This is a genomic window from Caloramator quimbayensis, assembly GCF_900167605.1.
Classification (GTDB): domain Bacteria; phylum Bacillota; class Clostridia; order Clostridiales; family Caloramatoraceae; genus Caloramator_B; species Caloramator_B quimbayensis.
Genome location: NZ_FUYH01000009.1, coordinates 35,301 through 55,133, shown reverse-complemented (window position 1 = coordinate 55,133; position 19,833 = coordinate 35,301). Strand labels below are relative to the sequence as shown.

The 19,833-nt window shown below is 33.0% G+C and carries 14 protein-coding genes and 2 other annotated features; of the genes, 11 read left to right on the top strand and 3 right to left on the bottom strand.

The window, feature by feature from the left end:
- Nucleotides 1-86 precede the first annotated feature (86 nt).
- Nucleotides 87-295, top strand: a binding site (T-box leader).
- Between the two features lie 152 nt (nucleotides 296-447).
- Nucleotides 448-656 (top strand) — a binding site (T-box leader).
- Nucleotides 657-716: 60 nt separating this feature from the next.
- The 4 genes from thrC (at nucleotide 717) to B5D15_RS07320 (ending at nucleotide 5,964) form a co-directional block, all read left to right on the top strand.
- Nucleotides 717-2,201 (top strand): threonine synthase, encoded by a 1,485-nt coding sequence (gene thrC / locus B5D15_RS07335; protein WP_078696480.1) that lies wholly within the window; start codon nucleotides 717-719, stop codon nucleotides 2,199-2,201.
- 1 nt (nucleotide 2,202) lies between these two features.
- A complete protein-coding gene (gene thrB, locus B5D15_RS07330; RefSeq protein ID WP_078696479.1) occupies nucleotides 2,203-3,090 on the top strand; it encodes a homoserine kinase in 888 nt (295 codons plus the stop codon).
- Between the two features lie 13 nt (nucleotides 3,091-3,103).
- Nucleotides 3,104-4,339 carry an aspartate kinase gene (gene dapG / locus B5D15_RS07325; RefSeq protein WP_078696478.1) on the top strand — a complete coding sequence of 412 codons (1,236 nt, stop codon included), beginning with the start codon at nucleotides 3,104-3,106 and terminating at the stop codon, nucleotides 4,337-4,339.
- Nucleotides 4,340-4,677: 338 nt separating this feature from the next.
- The gene (locus B5D15_RS07320; RefSeq protein WP_078696477.1) at nucleotides 4,678-5,964 is read left to right on the top strand and encodes a homoserine dehydrogenase; all 1,287 of its coding nucleotides are present in this window, start codon (nucleotides 4,678-4,680) and stop codon (nucleotides 5,962-5,964) included.
- A 132-nt stretch (nucleotides 5,965-6,096) separates the two neighbouring features.
- On the opposite strand, the gene B5D15_RS07315 is transcribed toward B5D15_RS07320, so the two are convergent.
- Entirely contained in the window at nucleotides 6,097-7,260 is a 1,164-nt protein-coding gene (locus tag B5D15_RS07315; RefSeq protein ID WP_078696476.1) for an MFS transporter, read from the bottom strand.
- 218 nt (nucleotides 7,261-7,478) lie between these two features.
- Here B5D15_RS07315 and B5D15_RS07310 point away from each other — a divergent pair, with 218 nt between their 5' ends.
- The 3 genes from B5D15_RS07310 (at nucleotide 7,479) to B5D15_RS07300 (ending at nucleotide 9,920) form a co-directional block, all read left to right on the top strand.
- Nucleotides 7,479-8,393 carry a transposase gene (locus B5D15_RS07310; protein ID WP_078696475.1) on the top strand — a complete coding sequence of 305 codons (915 nt, stop codon included), beginning with the start codon at nucleotides 7,479-7,481 and terminating at the stop codon, nucleotides 8,391-8,393.
- A 441-nt stretch (nucleotides 8,394-8,834) separates the two neighbouring features.
- Entirely contained in the window at nucleotides 8,835-9,233 is a 399-nt protein-coding gene (locus B5D15_RS07305; protein WP_207651456.1) for a (deoxy)nucleoside triphosphate pyrophosphohydrolase, read from the top strand.
- A gap of 93 nt (nucleotides 9,234-9,326) precedes the next feature.
- On the top strand, nucleotides 9,327-9,920 hold the full coding sequence (locus B5D15_RS07300; protein WP_078696474.1) for a metallophosphoesterase family protein: 594 nt from the start codon (nucleotides 9,327-9,329) through the stop codon (nucleotides 9,918-9,920).
- A 574-nt stretch (nucleotides 9,921-10,494) separates the two neighbouring features.
- On the opposite strand, the gene B5D15_RS07295 is transcribed toward B5D15_RS07300, so the two are convergent.
- Nucleotides 10,495-12,402 (bottom strand): BMP family ABC transporter substrate-binding protein, encoded by a 1,908-nt coding sequence (locus B5D15_RS07295; protein ID WP_078696473.1) that lies wholly within the window; start codon nucleotides 12,400-12,402, stop codon nucleotides 10,495-10,497.
- Between the two features lie 571 nt (nucleotides 12,403-12,973).
- Here B5D15_RS07295 and glnA point away from each other — a divergent pair.
- Complete coding sequence (gene glnA, locus B5D15_RS07290) at nucleotides 12,974-14,404, top strand: type I glutamate--ammonia ligase (protein WP_078696472.1); 1,431 nt, start codon at nucleotides 12,974-12,976, stop codon at nucleotides 14,402-14,404.
- A gap of 310 nt (nucleotides 14,405-14,714) precedes the next feature.
- Here glnA and B5D15_RS07285 read toward each other — a convergent pair whose 3' ends face one another.
- Nucleotides 14,715-15,686 carry an LCP family protein gene (locus tag B5D15_RS07285; protein ID WP_078696471.1) on the bottom strand — a complete coding sequence of 324 codons (972 nt, stop codon included), beginning with the start codon at nucleotides 15,684-15,686 and terminating at the stop codon, nucleotides 14,715-14,717.
- Nucleotides 15,687-16,017: 331 nt separating this feature from the next.
- Here B5D15_RS07285 and B5D15_RS07280 point away from each other — a divergent pair, with 331 nt between their 5' ends.
- The 3 genes from B5D15_RS07280 (at nucleotide 16,018) to iorA (ending at nucleotide 19,833) form a co-directional block, all read left to right on the top strand.
- Nucleotides 16,018-17,013 carry a hypothetical protein gene (locus B5D15_RS07280; RefSeq protein ID WP_078696470.1) on the top strand — a complete coding sequence of 332 codons (996 nt, stop codon included), beginning with the start codon at nucleotides 16,018-16,020 and terminating at the stop codon, nucleotides 17,011-17,013.
- Between the two features lie 135 nt (nucleotides 17,014-17,148).
- A complete protein-coding gene (gene ptb, locus B5D15_RS07275) occupies nucleotides 17,149-18,054 on the top strand; it encodes a phosphate butyryltransferase (protein WP_078696469.1) in 906 nt (301 codons plus the stop codon).
- Nucleotides 18,055-18,072: 18 nt separating this feature from the next.
- Entirely contained in the window at nucleotides 18,073-19,833 is a 1,761-nt protein-coding gene (gene iorA / locus B5D15_RS07270) for an indolepyruvate ferredoxin oxidoreductase subunit alpha (RefSeq protein WP_078696468.1), read from the top strand.

Here is a 19,833-nt window from a genome sequence, read left to right as displayed (position 1 = left end):
TATTAAGAATAATTAACATTTTAACTGTTGACTTTAGTAATTTAAAATTATAAAATACAATAAAAGTAATAATTATTCAAATTGTTATCAAAACGATGAGCAGGACGAGTAAATCAGGCCCAGCTAAAAGAGATGGAGACTCAGCGGCTGAGAGGTTTCCTTAGCATGGACGATTGAAAACCACCTGCGAGTGCGGCTTTGAATGAAGTAGAGGCTGACGTTTGCCGCGTTAAGGCATAAAGTGGGCTTTGCCAATCTGGGTGGAACCGCGGGAGTATATGCTCTCGTCCCTTTAAGGGACGGGAGCTTTTTGATTTATATTAGCTGCTGTTAAACTCATGAAATTATAATAGCAGTATGCACTTAAAAAAATTTAAATACTTTATGAAGTATTTTATAGCAATTTATGTTTTCTTAAATAAAAATTTTATAGTAAAGAAACATATGAATAAAACGATGAGCAGGACGAGTAAATCATACCCAGCTAAAAGAGATGGAGACTCAGCGGCTGAGAGGTTTCCTTAGCATGGACGATTGAAAACCACCTGCGAGTGCGGCTTTGAATGAAGTAGAGGCTGACGTTTGCCGCGTTAAGGCATAAAGTGGGCTTTGCCAATCTGGGTGGAACCGCGGGAGTATATGCTCTCGTCCCTTTTAGGGACGGGAGCTTTTTTATTATTAAGTGAGAATTTTATTAACAATAAAGGAGGGTTATTATGTATTACAAGAGCACAAGAGGAGATAAAAATCTTATTACATCGAGCTTAGCGATTATAAAGGGAATTGCCGAGGATGGAGGGCTTTATGTACCAGATAATATACCTGAAATTGATAAATCCATAGATGAACTTAAAAATATGAACTATAAGCAGTTATGCTTTTATATACTAAAGAAATTCTTAACGGATTTTGAAGATGAAGAGCTTATAGACTGCATTGAAAGGGCGTACGATAAAAAATTTAACAAACAATCAATAATATCCCTTTCAAGATGCGATAATATGAATTTCCTTGAGCTCTATCATGGACCAACTCTTGCTTTTAAAGATATGGCACTTTCACTTCTTCCGCATATATTAAAGGTTTCTATGAAAAAGAATAACATAGATAAGGAAGTTGTAATACTCACTGCAACCTCTGGGGATACAGGAAAGGCTGCCCTCGAAGCCTTTTCAAAGGTTGAGGGTACAAAAATAATAGTTTTCTATCCTGAAAACGGGGTAAGCGATATTCAAAAGATGCAGATGGTAACGCAGGAAGGAGATAACACCTTTGTCTGTGCGGTTAAAGGAAATTTTGATGATGCTCAGGGAAAAGTTAAGGATATATTTAATGACAGGGATTTTAATGATTATCTTAACAAAAATGGATATATATTATCTTCAGCAAATTCAATAAACATAGGCAGGCTCCTTCCACAGATAGTTTACTATTTTTATGGATATTTAGAGCTTTTAAGAAGAAATGAAATAACCTCACAAGACAGCATTAACATTGTTGTTCCAACGGGGAACTTTGGGAATATACTTGCAGCATATTATGCAAAGAGGATGGGACTTAAAATTAATAAACTTATATGTGCTTCTAATGAGAACAATGTACTTTATGATTTCTTTAAAACAGGAATATATGATATAAAAAGAAATTTTAAGCTTACAAATTCTCCATCGATGGATATATTAATATCAAGCAACCTTGAAAGGCTTTTATACGAAATAAGCGGAAGGGATGATAAAGTAGTTAAAAGTCTTATGGAAAGCTTAAGTAAGGAAAAGGAATATGAAATTAACGATAGAATGAAACAAAGCCTTTTAGAGTTTTATTCGGGGTTTGCAATGGAGGATGAGGTTTTATATTCAATTCATGAGATTTATAAATCCTATAAATATTTAATGGATACCCATACTGCTGTTGCCTGCGATGTTTATAAAAAATATGTAAAGGATACTTTTGATTTAAGAAAAACTATTATAGCCTCAACAGCAAGTCCATACAAGTTTGGTAAAAGCGTTTTAAAAGCTCTAAAGGTTAATGCTGAAAATATAGATGAATTTAACACATTAGAGTTATTGTCAAAGGTTACAGAGATTGAAGTACCAAAGAATATTAAGGAACTTAAAAATAAAGAAATAATTCATGAATTATTCTGCGATAAAAATGAAATGAAGGATGTAGTAAAAAGATTTCTGGGGGTTGAGTAGTATGATAGAGGTTAGGGTTCCAGCAACCAGCGCAAATATAGGTCCTGGTTTTGACTGCTTAGGTCTTGCACTTAATATGTATAACAGCTTTAAAGCTGAGGAGATAGAACATGGACTTGAAATATCAGGGTGCGATGAAGAGTTTAAAAATGAGGATAATTTATTTTATAAATCTATGGTTAAAACCTTTGAAATAATAGGATATAAGGCAAAAGGCTTAAAAATAGAAATAGGGGGAGACATACCCGTTTCGAGAGGACTTGGAAGCAGCGCTTCATGCATTGTGGGAGGAGTTATTGCAGCAAACGAGATTTCAAAGGCTGGACTAAACACATATGATATAGTAAATATCTGCGCAAAAATAGAGGGCCATCCCGATAATACAACTCCTGCAGTTACAGGGGGAATGACGGCTTCAATTATGAAGAGCGGGGATGTTGTATTTGATAAAATAAATATCTGTGAAGGATTGAAATTCTGTGCTGTAATACCTGATTTTAAGCTTTCAACTGAAAGGGCAAGGCAGGTGCTTCCAAAGACAATATCCTATAATGATGGTGTATATAATCTTTCAAGAACGGCACTTTTAATATCATCTCTTATAAACGGAAATTTTGATTTAATAAAGCATGGCATTGACGACAGAATGCACCAGATATATAGGGGAAGCCTGATTGAAAATTATGAGGATGTTATTAAAAAATGCTATGATTTTGGAGCTGAAGGAGCTTTTTTGAGCGGCGCAGGGCCAACGATTATGGCAGTTTTAAGGGAAGAGAATCAGAACTTTTCTAATTGCATGAAAGAATTTTTAAAAAGCATAAATAAAAAGTGGGATGTTAAAGAGCTTAAAATAGATACAAAAGGAGCAATGGTTATAAGAAATTGAAGGGAGGATGGGTATGAAGATAATCGTTCAAAAGTTTGGAGGGACATCAGTTTCAACATCTAAAAGGCGTGAAATGGTGGCTGACAGGGTTATAGAAGCGATAGAAAGGGGTTTTAGCCCTGTTGTTGTGGTTTCGGCCATCGGAAGAAAGGGAGATCCTTATGCAACAGATACTCTCTTATCTTTAATAAGTGAAAGAGATTTTTTAAATAGAAGAGAGCTTGACCTTTTAATGTGCTGCGGAGAGATAATATCATCGGTTGTTCTTTCGGATGTTTTTGCAGCAAGAGGTTATGAGGCAAGGGTGCTGACAGGGGGACGGGCTGGAATTTTGACCGATGAAAATTATGGAAATGCAGATATATTAGAGGTTAAAACCGATGAGATATTAAAAATTTTAGAAAAAGGTGTCATCCCAATCGTTACAGGATTTCAGGGGATAAGCAGGGATGGAGATTTTACTACTCTCGGAAGGGGAGGAAGCGATGTTACAGGAGCGGTTTTAGGAGCTGCACTTAATGCTGAATGTGTTGAGATTTATACCGATGTTGATGGTATTATGACTGCGGATCCTAATATTGTTAAGGATGCGAGGATTATAGATGAAATAAGCTATAACGAGGTGTTCAAGCTTGCACAGGAAGGGGCGAAGGTGATTCACCCGAGGGCGGTTGAATATGCCATGAAGGGGAATGTGCCTCTTATTATAAAAAATACTCTAACGGATGCAAAGGGAACAATAATCTCAAACTGCATATCTGAAAGAGATAATGTAATTACGGGTATAACCTGTGTAAATAAAATATCTCAGGTTACTATAAATTGCGAAGATGATGAGGTTCTCGATTTACTTTCTAAAAACAACATAAGCATTGATTTTATAAACATATTTCCCGAAAAGAAGGTATTTACAATAAACGAGAGCGATGAAAGTATGGTTAGGGAGATTTTTAATGAGTTCGGGCTTAAATATAATATTATAGGAGGATGCAGCAAAGTGGCGGTCGTAGGGAATAGAATGAGGGGCATACCGGGAATTATGGCAAAAATATTAAAGGTCTTAAGAGAGGAGAACATAAAAGTGCTTCAAACCGCAGACTCCCATACTACTATTTGGTGCCTTATGAAGGAGGAGGATGCAAAAAAGGCGGTGAATGCACTGCATGAGATATTTTGCAGCGAGGATGGGTGTAAGCCTAAGGACAAGCTAAGGGACAGTTCAGTATTATTTTCAGTAGGACAAGTATAATAATTAAAGGAAGAATAGGGACAGCTCACAAATTTATTTATATTAATAGAGCAGAAATTTTAAAACAAATGAAAGATGTAATGAAGAGAGTATCAAATTAAGATAAATTGTTTGGATTTTGTTTATAGAAAATATTAAAGAAAACAGTGACAGTTCACAAATATTTAATGTTTAAGAAAGCATATTCTTTTAAATTTGATATTTATTAATTTAATGCATAAGATAATGTTAAAATTTGTTAACAATTAACGGACGATGATCAAGGGTAACATTTTTAATTAACGATATATTGCAAAAAAAACAGAACTGTCCCCAAATTTTATGAGAGGATGATAAATATGAAAAAAATTAAAATAGGGCTTTTGGGATTTGGAACAGTTGGACAAGGTGTATGGAAAATATTAAATTCAAATATGGATGAAATAATATCAAAGTGCGGATATGAGATAGAAATTAAAAAAATACTTGTTAAGGACATTAATAAAAAAAGGTGTGTGGATGTGCCAAAGGAAATTTTAACGACGAATTCTGATGATATTTTTTATGATGAGGAAATAAAAATTATTGTTGAGCTGATTGGGGGGGCGCATCCTGCAAAGGAATATATAATAAAGGCTGCAGAGTGCAAGAAACATATTGTTACTGCAAATAAGCTTGTTGTTGCAAGCTTTGCGGATGAAATTTTTAAGGCTGTGAATGAAAATAATGTTATGATTTATTATGAAGCAAGCGTAGGCGGGGGAATTCCTATTATAAAAGGAATAAATGAAAGCCTTACAGCAAACAAGATTAAGGAAATAACAGGAATTGTAAATGGTACTACGAATTATATATTAACAAAAATGACTGATGAGGGATTGGAATTTGAAGAGGCTTTAAAACAGGCGCAAAATCTTGGATATGCCGAGGCAGATCCTACATCTGATGTTGAAGGTTTTGATGCTGTATATAAGCTTGCAATTATGGCTTCCCTTTCTTTTAATACATCTGTTGATATAAATTCAATTTATAGAGAGGGAATTGGTAGAATCAAGGCTGTTGATATTGAATATGCAAAAAGATTTGGTTATGTTATTAAGCTTTTAGCAATAGCAAAGGAAGAGGACAACCTCGAACTTAGGGTTCATCCAGCAATGGTAGAAAAAAATCACCCTATTGCAAATGTAGGAGACTCTTTTAATGCGATTTTTATAAAAGGTAATGCTGTTGGAGATTTACTCCTTTGTGGAAGAGGTGCAGGGGATTTACCAACTGGAAGTGCTGTTGTTAGCGATATTATTTCTATAATAAGGAATAATTTTGATGTACCATATAATTTTAATTATGAAGTAAATAGCAGCAAAATGCCAATAAAACAGTCTAAGGAATTTATATCAAAATACTATATTAGACTTGATGTTAAAGATCAGGCAGGAGTATTAGGACAAATAGCAAATATATTTGGGCAACATAATATTAGTATATTATCTGTTACACAAGATGTATTTGCAGAGCATAAAGTTAATCTTGTATTTGTGACTCATGATGCAAAATATGGGAATATAGTAGATTCGTTAGAAAAAATAAAGACTTTAAATTCTGTTAATGGTATTGAAAATGTTATAAGGATATATGAGTTTAATTAAATAATAGGGACAGTTCACAAATATATATAAGTTCTTTATAATTTAAGCTGCAAAATTTAAGTATTTATATAATGTAGAAATAATTTAAAAAGTTATTCATAATATAAATAAAAGCAGGTTTTAAGCCTGCTTTTATTTTTTTAGTGCATTATTTACTGTATAAGTTGCAATAAATGAGACAAGGAGCATTGCAATAGCTGCACCTATGAATACATAACTAAAGTTGCTATAATGATTAATTATTTTTCCGTTAATGCTCGTACCTATTGCACCACCAATAAACATATTAAAGGATGCAAGAGACATCGCAGTACCCCTTAGACTTGGCATAGTTTCTTGTGCTGTTGATACTAAAGTTGATTGAAGAGAAACAAAAGCAAGTCCAAATCCAAATAAAGCTATTACTATAAGTAAAGTTGAGTTGGTTTGAGAAAATAGATATAGGGATATAGAACCAATTAATCCTAAAACTAACAAAAATTTATTTTTAAGATTATTCTTTAGTTTTGGAGCTATTCTGCCACCTACTACTGTTGCAATACCAAATGAAGTTAATATTATTCCAACAATTAATATATTATAACCAGTTTTTGATTGAATAAATTTACCTGTATAGGTAAAGCTACCAAATACGCTAAAACCAACAAGCATAATTGTTGATACGACAGATATAAGTTTAAAATTTGATAATGCTTTTTTATAAACTCCAGTTAAATCAAGGTGATTTATTATTCCAGGAATTTTAGGCAGCTTTTTAAGCATAATAATTGAAAGTATTAATTCACCTAAGCCATAAATGAAATAAACTGCTCTCCATGAGCCCAAATAAGCAATTATACCTCCAATAAATGTAGCAGAAGCCCCCCCTAAGAACATCATGCCCATGACTTTACCTATAGATTTTTGTCTTTCATTTTGTTCAAAAATTTCACCAACAAGTGCCATGGTTACTGGAAATATTCCAGCGCCAAAGGCACCATTTACTGCTCTGAAAAATATTAGTGAGGGTAGATTAAAGGCAAATGCACCAAGTATGCTGAAAATTGATGTACCGAATGCAGCAATATTTATAATTTTTGTCTTCCCATATCTATCACCTAATGGTCCGAATAAAATTGTAAATAACCCAAAGGATAGCATATATGCGGTAACTGATATTGCGGCGGTAGTTAGATTTAAATTTAAGTCTTTAGCAATGTTTATAATTAATGGAGCTGCGGCATAATTGTCACCGTTTGCTAAGAAAGCCATTAGACCTAAAACAAGTAAAATAATTTTTTTGTCATTAGTTGTCATTTGAAAACCTCCCAATAATATAATGAAATAATTATATAATTATAAAATTATTATAGTAGTAGATTTAATTTATGTCAATAAAAATATTTATTAGTGATTGTTTAAAAAGTAAGGGACAGTTCACAAATTTAAACAATATTTTTGGTGCAATGCATACTTGTCGCCATAATTGGTAATACTTATCTTGAAGGTAAAATTATATTATGGAGGTTGATAAAATGCCAAGGACCGCTCGCCAAAAGAGTTTTGACAGCATTTATCATGTTATGATTAAAAGTGTTGGAGATACTATTTTATATAAAGAAGATGAGGATAAGGATAATTTCATGAAATTTTTGAAGCGTTATAAGGAAATATTTTTATTTAAAATTTATGCATATTGTCTTATGGATAATCATGCCCATTTTATAATCGACTCCAATGGAGCCGATATTTCTAAATTTATGCATGTTATAAATCAATGCTATGCACAGTACTACAATAAAAAATATGATAGACATGGTCATGTTTTTGCTGATCGTTTTAAAAGCATCATTGTTGATGATAATGCTTATCTTGTAACACTATCCGGCTATATACATAAAAATCCTGAAGATATTAAAAAATTTCATGAAAAAATTCAGGAGTACCCCTTTAGTAGTTTGGGAATATATTTAGGGCTCTTTAAAGATAAATATAATATTCTCGATCCTTATTTTGTTTTAACACAATTTAGTTATGATATAAAAAGAGCAAGAGAATTATACATAAAGTTTGTAGGTAAGTGTAATGATCCTAAGATGAAGGAAATCGTTGAGTTTGAAGGAGATGGAAGTGAATATAGAAGCGAAAGGAAGATACTTGTAAGAGATTTTGCGCCTCAAAAGGTACTTGAATTTGTAGCGAATTATGCTAAAACTATAACTCCAGATATGTTTCACGTGAAAGGTAAAAAAGATTCAAAAGATTATAGAGCATTATGCATATTTTTAATGAGAAGCTTATGCAATTTAAGCTGTAAAGAGATATGTGCATTTGCGGGGAATATAACAGCATCCCAAGTTTCCCATCTTTGTGCCTATGGGTTTAGCCTATTCAAAAATAATGAAAAATATAAAAACATAATAAGTGATTTTATTAAATCGGCTTGCTAAAAAATACTTCAAACATAAAAGTAAGAAACAATCAAAATAGCAACAGATAAAAATTTTAATAAATATGGACAAGCATACATTAAATAACTAAAAATTAGGAAATTATATATAATTTTTAGTCAGTGGTTCTGATTAAAACAAATAAAAAAGTAATATAGTTAACGGTAATGATTATAGAATTTTTAAGATTACATAAACTTATTTTCTTTTAACATTAAAAAAATGAACTGTCCCTAATTAAATCCCTAATTAACCCTTAGTGGCTGCCCTTAAAGTTTAAAAAAATCCTCGAATGAATAAAAAAAAACTGAACCGTCCCCTAACCCCCCAACCCTTTTAAAATATACCGTTAGCATAAAAAACTGAACTGTCCCCATATTAACTTATGAGAAGGGAGAATATATAATATAAATGTAGATTTAACTTTGTGAGGTGCTGAATATGGAAAAAGAACAAAAGATAATAAAGGTAGCCTGTGCGATAATAGAAAATGAAGGTAAAATACTTGCGGCGCAGAGAAGTGAAAGAATGATTCTTCCTTTAAAGTGGGAATTCCCTGGTGGAAAGGTAAATGAAGGGGAAGAAGCTGAAGAATGCATAGTGCGCGAAATAAAAGAGGAACTTGACATAAATATTGGTATTAAAAAGAAGCTAAATAGCTATATACATGACTATGATAATATATCAATAGAGCTTATTCCCTTTGTGTGTTATATAATTTCAGGACAGATAAAATTGAAAGAGCATAAGGATATAATTTGGGACTATGCCAAAAATCTTTTAAATATAGATTGGGCTGCTGCCGATGTTAACGCTTTAAATGAATATATCAATTTATAATTTTCAAACAAATTTCTACATTTTCTATGTCATATTTCAAGAATTTTTAGTATAATAGTATTTGCATATTTGACAAAGGAAAGTAGGATTTATATGAAAATACTATTGGTATCAGACATAGAATCTAAATATTTATGGGATTACTTTGACATAGAGAAGTTTAAAGATATCGAGCTTATTATATCCTGTGGAGATTTGAAAGCTGAATATCTATCATTTCTTGTTACATTTATAAAAGCCCCGCTTTTTTATGTTCCTGGAAATCATGATCAAAACTATGATATAAATCCCCCTGAGGGATGTGAGTGCATCGATGGAAAGTTTATTATATATAAAGGAATAAGGATTATTGGGCTTGGAGGAAGTATGAAATATAAAGATGCTTCCCATCAATATACAGAAAAGGCTATGAAAAAAAGAATTTCTAAGCTGAAAACGAAGCTTTTTTTAAAAAAAGGATTTGATATTCTTGTAACTCATGCTGCAGCTGAGGGGCTTGGCGATGGCGAAGATTTGTGTCATAGAGGATTTAAATGCTTTAGAGATTTAATAGACAAGCACTCTCCTAAATACCATTTCCATGGTCATCAGCATTTAAACTACGGTATTAATGAAAGAATAAGGAAATATAATAACACAACTATAATAAACGCTTGCGGATACTATGTTATTGATTATAAAAAATAGACAGAAATGCTGATTCGTTTTTCCTAAATCAATAAAAGTTTTGAAAATCAAGTATATTCAATGGTAAAATCAGTATAAAACTATTAATATAATGTAGTTTATGCATTAAGCGAAATATAAATTATACATTAATTTTTAACATAAATGTATAAATCTTAACTTTATAAGAACATTAACAAGCCGTGACTAAGCAATTGCTACAAGGAATGTATGAAAAGCTTGTCACTTGCTAATTACATGGAATTTTTTACCTCTATCCTCCATCTCCGGTGATAGGGAGGCCTCCGAAAAATTATAATGTTCACCAAAAATATACTATTTATTGTATGAACGCCAAGTCTATATATACTATATGTTGTAATAAAAAATTCATAGGGGCATTTTTTAGGAACTTTCCCAGAGACACCAAAAGCGGAGAAGAAATATTTTCACACTAACCATTCCTACTAAAGCTTTAGCTATTGATACAAAAATTTATAAAATATGATTTAAAATATAAAAATCAAATAATAAAGTTTAGTAAGTTTAATAAAGAGGCGGTACACAAATTAATTGTGACAGCCTCTTTGTTAAATTAAATATAATCATCTGCAATCACATTATCAGCATACCAGTTCATAGAAAGTATTTCTTCATGGGATGCTGTTTCATCGAATGCAATTCTTATATTTCCGTTATTATCATAAACAGGTCCAGTGAAAGGATGATAGTCATTGTTTGCTATCATTTTTTTCATAAGCTCAATAAGCTTTTGAGTATCGAGGGGTACATGGGTTTTAGAGTAGTATATGTCGAGTACCCCTGAAGCAAGTCCCCAATAAAAATTTATAAGTTTTGCATTTTCGCTGAACATATCGGTTATTGTTTTGAAAGTATCATTAAGTATTGTGTTTACTATTTTCTCGTAAAATACGCCCCAGTGCCATATTGGCGCTGCAAGATATTTATCAGGCATTTTGCTTTCCGTATCTATGCTGCAGAGCATTGAGTAAACTCCAAATTTAGCTGTAACCTTTCTTGGTATTGTAAGAACAAGGTTTGAGATAATATCAGCACCTTCATGAATAAGTTTTTCAGTAACTCCTGTGGACTTTTCGTGGCTGTTCCATTCTCGTGTCCAGGAAACTAAAACCTTGCAATATGGGTTTACCATCTTAGCACCAAGGGCAAAGGAATTTATTGCGCTTATAACTTCAGGGTTTGGAGAGGTTGCAGAATATCCTATAATATTAGTTTTAGTCATGGAGCCGGCAATAATTCCAGTTAAAAATCTTGACTCATAGGTTCTTCCATAATAATTAGAAAGATGAGCGTAGGGCCTGCTCTCTGAACAGTTAAAATATCTAATATTAGGATGCTCAAGGGCGCATTTTATAGTTGCGTTTTTAAAAACAGGGCTCGTTGTAAATATTACATCATTGCCATCGAGGGATAGTTTCTTTATAACATCATAGGCCTCATCTCCCTCAGGAACCATTTCAACATAGCTTGTTGTAACTTGACCTGCTAATTTATCCTCAAGATATTTTCTGCCTATTTCATGGGCATAGGTCCAGCCAGAACCCTCAATTGTTCTTGCATAAACAAAGGCAATCTTAAGAATTTTATGGGGTTTTATAAGAGTGGTTAGAGTTTGAATAAGTCCCGGAGATGGAAGCTCATCAGGGTCTGATGAAATATCTATATCGCTTTTTGATTTATATGAAACAAGTTCTTTAATAAGCCCTTTTATAGGAACTTTTATATTATCTTCCTCGAGTTTATCTAAAATTCCATAAATTTTAGCAAACTCTAAGAAAGCATCTCCAGTTGTAATAGGAAGGTTATCCCCTCCAAGTTCATGATAGACCTTTCTAAAAACATTATACACATAGGCTTCAAAATGCTTATATTTATTATTAAATATAGCATCCTTTGGGTTATAATCTTCAAGAAGCTTTAAAAGCTTTGGAAAACGTTTTTTCTTAGTAAACCATATAGAATAAAGTTTGGTTTTATTGTTAAAGTCTAAAAACTCATAATATATCTGGTTATCAATGTCATCAGGATTCTTCTTTGGTATAAGACGGGTAATGCTTGCACTTATAGAATATGCATCTAAATATTTGAGGACGCTTACCCTTTTATTCCCTTCAATAACATAGAACCAGTTCATGTATTCATATACCTTTATAGGATCGCGTATTCCTTCATCAAGCTGAATTTGGCATAGATTTGACCACTTTTCTTTAAACTCAGAATCATTATCAACAAGGGGCATAAAATTCTTAGCAAAGGCAAGACTTCGAGCATGGGAATAGGTACCAACAATCTTTTTAAGAGGTATCTCAAAGGTTCCAAGCTCAACCTGAGACACTATTTCAACATCCTTTAAAATACCTTCAAGAGAAGGAAGATAACCTATGTTTCCTTTAGATATGTTTGAAGTATATTCCTTTAAAGCCTTTTTTCTTGCGGAATCATAATGCTCATAACTTCCCATTAAAATCACCCCAAAATTAACTTAATATAATGAATATATTACACATGTTATTTATAAAAGCAAGGCTTTTTTCCTTTGTTTTTGTAAATTTTAATTAAAATTATGAGGGACAGTTCACAAATTTTCAAGACATTTAGGGACGGTTCTCAAATTTTTTCAAAAAAGTGTAAAGTGGCGACTTGAAATAAAATTCACTATAAAGAAGGTGACCTAAGTTGTAAAAATTTTATTCGCTGTTTTTTAAGCGCAGTAATTTCTCATCTTTGACAGTTTCGAGAAGCAAAAAGCCTGTATAACCATTGATTATCAAGGACTGTCAGGCTTTTGTATTTTTTAAAAAAGTGAACAATGTTCTTTATTTTTTCGTGCCTTTAAAAATTTTTTTCATTTGTTTCATATTAATTATTTGATAATCCGTTCTAAAGCCAAATTTGTCATGTAAATCATCTGTAAAATCAGTCCATGTATGGATTGTAAAAAAAAGAGGGACAGTTCACAAATTCCTTAATTGACCTGATATAAAATAATGACTATACTAAAATTGTATATTATTGTCTATGGGGGGATTTAAATGTTTAAAAATTATGATGAGCTTATTAGCTTTGTAAATGACAGAAAAATCAGAATAATTGATTTTAAAGTTGTGACATTAGACGGAAAATGGAGACATTTATCTATACCTTCAACAAGGCTTAACGAAAAAATATTTACCGACGGCATTGGCTTTGACGGTTCAAGCTATGGATATGCAGCTATAGAGGCAAGCGATATGATTTTTATTCCAGATGTAGCAACAGCTTTTGTTGATCCTTTTTGTGAAGTTCCGACACTCAGTATGATAGCCGATATATATGAAACAAATGGGAAAAATAGAAGATTTGAGGGTGATCCAAGGTATATTGCAAAAAAAGCGCAGGAGCATCTAAAATCCTTAGATATAGCAGAAGAATATGTAATAGGTCCTGAGTTCGAGTTTTATTTATTTGACCATATAAGCTATGAAGTGAAGGGAAACCATCAGGAGGTTTTAATTGATTCAATAGAAGCCCCTTGGAATTCAAACAATAAAGAATACAATCAGGGCTATAAAATGCCTTTTCAAAGGGGATATCATGCAGCACTTCCCTATGACATAACTAATGATATAAGGTCAGAAATGTGCTTAAAACTTGAGGAGATGGGTGTTCCGGTTAAATATCATCATCATGAGGTAGGTGCTGCAGGGCAGCTTGAAATAGAGGTTGAGCTTGGGGAAATGCTTACAATGGCTGACAGAACGCTTCTATCAAAATATATAATTAAAAACACAGCACTTCTCCACGGCAAAACAGCAACTTTCATGCCTAAACCAATTTTTGGTGAGGCAGGCAGCGGTATGCATGTACATATGCTCTTGAAAAAGGACGGAAAAAACATATTTTATGATAAAGATGGATATTCAAATCTTAGCAAAACAGCACTATATTTTATAGGAGGAATATTAAAACATGCCCCATCTCTTCTTGCTTTTACAAACCCAAGTACTAACTCATATAAAAGGCTTGTACCTGGATTTGAAGCACCTGTTTCAATATGTTTTGGAACATCAAATAGAAGTTCAGTAATAAGAATACCAGGATATATTAAAGATTCACAAAAGACGAGATTTGAATTTAGACCTTCAGATGGCACTTGCAATCCATATATTGCCTATTCAGCTATGCTTATGGCGGGAATTGATGGAATGGTAAACAAAATCGATCCAAGAGATGAAGGATATGGGCCCTATGATGTAAACGTATTTGAGCTGCCTAAGGATGATAGGGATAAAATAAAGGCACTGCCAAAGAATTTTGAAGAGGCACTTAATGCACTTTTCAATGATAAGGAATATTTGCTTCAGGGAGGAGTATTTACAGAGGATTTTATAAAAAATTGGATAGAGTATAAATATAATAATGAAATAATGAAGGTTCTTCCTGTACCTACTCCTTTGGAATACCAACTTTATTTTGATGCATAGGACAAGCCAAGGGACAGTTCACAAATTTTTGCTTTATTTGCAGCATATCAGGGGGATAGCCTTAAAATTTATAGAGGTTGTCCCCCTTTTTTATATTAAGAAAAATTTGTGAACTGTCCCCAAAAAACATGAACTGTCCCTCAAAACTCAGAACTATACCCCAATATGTCAACTGTTCACTAAAATACTTTTAAAAAACAAAATAACCAATAGATTAAAATTTTTTTTAGGTGAAATTTCAAAAGTTTAAACCAAAACGAAAAAATTAAAGGCAAAAATTTGTGAACTGTCCCCCAATCTTTTTATATACCTACTTGCCATATATAAATTCCTTTAGCCTTCTCTTATTCTCTTCTAAATCAGGGACTAAAACAGCCATCCCTCTTATGCTTTGGCTTTTGAATGTACCATCTACAGGTACTCTAAACTGCTCAATGTTTTCTGTATCAAACTTCATAGCATCTAAAGCAAAATTTAAAATCTCCATATTTGAAAGGTTTGTTTCAACGTAGGGAAGCATCTTTGAGATTGTTGAGGGGATTTTAGTTATACCCTGTGCTTTTAGCTTTTTAAATATTTGATTCAATACTTCCCGCTGTCTTTGAGTCCTTTCATAGTCCCCGTTTCCAACATATCGTATTCTTGAATAGGCAACTGCCTGTCTACCATTTAATAAGTTAATTCCTGAGTTAATATATGGCGCAGCTGCTGCCTCGCTATTTAAATAATTTAACTCCTTAATATAACTGTTTAAAATCTTTGCTTCAGCTTTAGATACATTTACTTCAACTCCACCAATCATATCGATTAATTTTTCAAGACCTATAAAGTCAACAGTAACAAATTTATCGATATCAAGTCCAAAATTAGTATTTACAGTCTTAATAGCAAGATCCGCCCCACCAAAAGCATAGGCCGCATTTATCCTGTTGCTTTCCCTACCTGATATTGGAACATACATATCCCTCATTAGAGATGAAGCTTTTATTTTTTTTCTGCTTTCATCTATAGATATAATCATTATACAGTCAGTTCTTGAAGCTTCATTTGGATTTCTTCTGTCAAGTCCAAAAAATAAAATGTTTACTATTTCCTTATCAATTTTATTTTTTTCTTTCTTAGGCTCTTCTACAATTATTTCAGGAGGAGTATTATCCTTTGGTATTTCAACTTTTTTGATTTTCCCTAAAAAAGATGAATAAATATATCCTGCAATAGATGAAATAATTGCAGCTATTAAAAGTATAGTAAGGATTACTTTATTTGCCTTATATTTAAACATTTTATCACCTGCGCATATAAATGTAATAATTAGTAATTTTTATAAAAATATTATAAACCAAAACTAAAAAATAAATCAAATAATAATTACAATATTAGTAAATTAATAACGCCACATTTGTACAATAAATATATACAATTATTATGGTAAAAATTATGATAAAACAGATTAAAACCTGTATTCTGCTGCAACAAAACAATTCCATAAGCTTAAATCAAATATATGAAATATATTGTAATTAACTTGATATAAATAAAATTTAGTAATATTATTATAGAAACATATTTATTAAATATTATAAAGAATTTAAAATACTCCAAAGAGGTGCCTTATGAGAAAAAATATTTTAATCGTATTTATAGTAATAATGGCATTAATTGCTTTTCCGCTGTCTTTAGCGTTTTCAAAGGGAGGATATAAATTTGTTCCTAAAACAGAAAATGCAGACATATTAGGTGAAATCGCAAAAGCATATAATAAGGAAGGAAACATTGAAATATCAGAGGAGCTTATAAACAATATAATGACTCAAGCCTTTAAAAAACCGTTTAATAAAGGTATTATTTCAATAGAAGACTGTTATTTTTATATCGATGGTGAAAATATAAATGTTTGCTTAAAATCAAGTTACAAAGGGAAGAATTTTTACCCTAATATCTCAGCAAAGCTTGATTACAGCGATAAAGGCCTTATTGCTTATGTCTCTAAATTTAAATTAGGAAATTTAGCATTACCAAAGAGTATACTAATAAATTCCATTAAAGAATATTCTAATGATTACTTTAAAGTTGTTGAGGATAAAATAATAATCAGCAATAATTTTGTGCCATTTAATGTAAACAAAATATATATAAAAGACAAAAAAATAGTTATTGAATTAAAAAAGGATTTAAAGATTTCGAATAATAATGAAAAAGAAAATGAAAAAACAGCAAAAAATATAAATACTAACCAAAGCAGCATTCCAAAAAACAATAAAAACTCTCAAAGCAGTACTTCAAAGAGCAATTCATTGCAAAGCAACAAGACTAATGTAAACAGCGCTGCTGATGAGAGCAAAAAATTGCTTTATTTAGTTAAAAGTCAGCTAAATGGTGCCATATCCTCTGTTAAAACATCAAAGGAGAAAAAAATACTTCAAACTATACAAAACGTTGTAGGAGAGGTTGCTAAAAACCCTTCCTATCCTTATAAATCTGAGGCAGGTAAAGTTATAAGCGATTATAAAAGTTTAAATCCCGAGGAAAAGGAGAGGGTGAAAAAGGCAATCCTTAACAACGTTGACACAAAAAACGTTATAAAACTTATAAGCATATTTGGACTATAGCCTGCAATGCAGGCTTTTTTGCTTTAAAATGCATACACTATATTCAAAAAATAAGCATTATTTGATACAATAATAATGTATGAGTGCTACTATATACAAAAGTCTGAATATTTTTATTTTTAAGGAGGTAAAATAGTGATTAAAAATTTTGATGAGCTTTTAGAAATCGCAAAACAAAGGCCTAAAATGAGGCTTTCCGTTGCAGCAGCTCAAGATGAAGAAGTGCTTCTTGCCGTAGACTCTGCAAGAAAGCTTGGCTTTGTTGATGCCCTTTTAGTAGGAGATAAAGAAAAAATAGAGAATATTGCACAAAGTCTGTCAATGGACCTTAGCCAATACGAAATAATTGATGTTAAAAGCTTACAGGAAAGTGCAAAGGTTGCCGTATCCCTTGTTGCAAAGGGAAATGCAGACTTTTTAATGAAGGGCCTGCTTCCAACAGCTGATCTTTTAAGGGCAGTCCTTGACAAGGAGACTGGACTTAGAGGAAGCGGTCTTTTAAGCCACGTTATGGTATATAGCACTCAAAACTACCACAAACTTTTGTTTTTAACCGATGGAGGAATGGTAACTTATCCTGATTTAGCTCAAAAGGTTCAAATAGTAAACAATGCCGTAAAAGTTGCAAAATCTCTCGGGGTGAGCCCCGTAAAGGTTGCTCCTCTTTGCGCAGTTGAGGTTGTAAATCCTGATATGCAGGCAACCCTCGATGCAGCATATCTTTCAAAGATGAGCCAAAGGGGACAGATTAAGGACTGCATAATAGACGGACCTTTAGCTCTTGATAATGCAATATCAAAGGAAGCGGCAAAACACAAAGGAATTGAAAGCATAGTTGCAGGAGATGCTGACATACTTCTTGTTCCAAACATTGAATCAGGAAACATGCTTGGCAAATCCTTAACCTATTTTGGAAACGCAAAATCTGCAGGAATAATAATGGGAGCAAAGTGCCCTATTGTTCTTGTTTCAAGAGCAGATACCCACGAATCAAAGCTCTACTCAATAGCACTTGGATGCTTTGCAGCAGATATTAAATAAGAAAAGGGGGATGGGACAATGAGAAAAATAATGTCAGGTGATGAAGCGATAGCAAGAGGTGCCTATGAAGCTGGATGTACTGTAGCCGCAGCATATCCTGGAACTCCAAGCACAGAAATACTTGAAAACATGGCACAATATAAAGAAATATACTCAGAATGGTCTCCAAATGAAAAGGTAGCTGTTGAGGTTGCCTGCGGGGCTTCGATTGCAGGGGCAAGGTCTATTTGCGCTATGAAGCACGTTGGACTTAACGTTGCAGCAGATCCAATGTTTACAATGGCCTATGAAGGAGTCAACGGCGGGCTTATAATAGTTACAGCCGATGATCCTGGTATGCACAGTTCACAAAACGAGCAGGACAACAGATACTACGCGCCCCATGCGAAGGTTGCAATGATAGAACCTTCCGACTCACAGGAGTGTAAGGATTTTGTAAAATATGCCTTTGAAATAAGCGAAAAATTCGATACAGTAGTTCTTTTCAGAATAACAACAAGAATAGCCCACAGCAAGAGCATAGTTGAGCTTAAGGAAAGATGCGAAGTTGGGGTTAAAGAATACAAAAAAGACGTTAAAAAATACGTTATGATACCAGCCCATTCGAGGGTTAAACATTATGAAGTTGAGGAAAGATTAGCACGTCTTCAGAATTATTCAAACAACTGCCCATTAAACAGGATAGAATGGGGAGATAAAAAGATAGGAATTATTACAAGCGGAATATCCTATCAATATGCAAAGGAAGTTTTCGGAGATAGTGCATCCTACCTTAAAATAGGAATGAGCTATCCGCTTCCAGATAAGATGATACAAAAATTCGCAAAGGCAGTGGACAAGGTATATATAATAGAAGAAAACGATCCATACCTTGAAACCTATGTAAAATCCCTTGGAATTGAATGTATAGGTAAAGAGTTTATTCCAATCTGTGGAGAACTTAATCCAGATATTATAAGAAGAGCACTTTTACCAACAGAAGAAAAGAAATCCTACAGCGTTGATGTTAAGGTTCCATCAAGGCCTCCAGTTCTTTGTCCAGGCTGCCCCCACAGAGGATTATTCTTTGCTATGTCAAAGTATAAGGACATAATAGCAACCAGCGATATAGGATGCTATACCCTTGGTATGATGCCTCCTTTAAATATTGCAGATACAGTAATATGTATGGGAGCAAGTATATCAGCAGGAGTTGGATTTAAAAAGGCGTCAGAAAAGGCAGGAAGGGACTCTAAGGTATTTGGAATAATAGGAGATTCAACATTCTTCCACTCTGGAATTACAGGGCTTATAGATGCAGTATACAACAAGGCTCCTATGGTTACAGTAATACTCGATAATAGAATTACAGGAATGACAGGTCATCAGGAAAACCCTGGAACAGGAAAAACCCTAATGGGAGAGGATGCTCCAATTATTGATATTGAAAGCATAGTAAAAGCTGTTGGAGTTAAAGAGGAAAATATTAGAATAGTTGATCCATATAAGCTTGAGGAAACTCAAAGGGCAGTAGATGATGCCTATAAGGCAACGGAACCTTTCGTAATAATAACTAAGCAGCCCTGTGCACTTATAAAGGAAGTACAAAAGAGAAGGGCTAATATGTACTGCAAAATAAATGATGAAAAGTGTAAAAAGTGCAAGGCATGTTTAAGAATCGGCTGTCCTGCAATAGCCTTTAAAAACGGAAAAATAGTAATAGATAGAAGCATGTGCAATGGCTGTACGCTTTGCCAGCAGGTTTGCAAATTCGATGCTATAGAGAAGGTTGGTGAATAA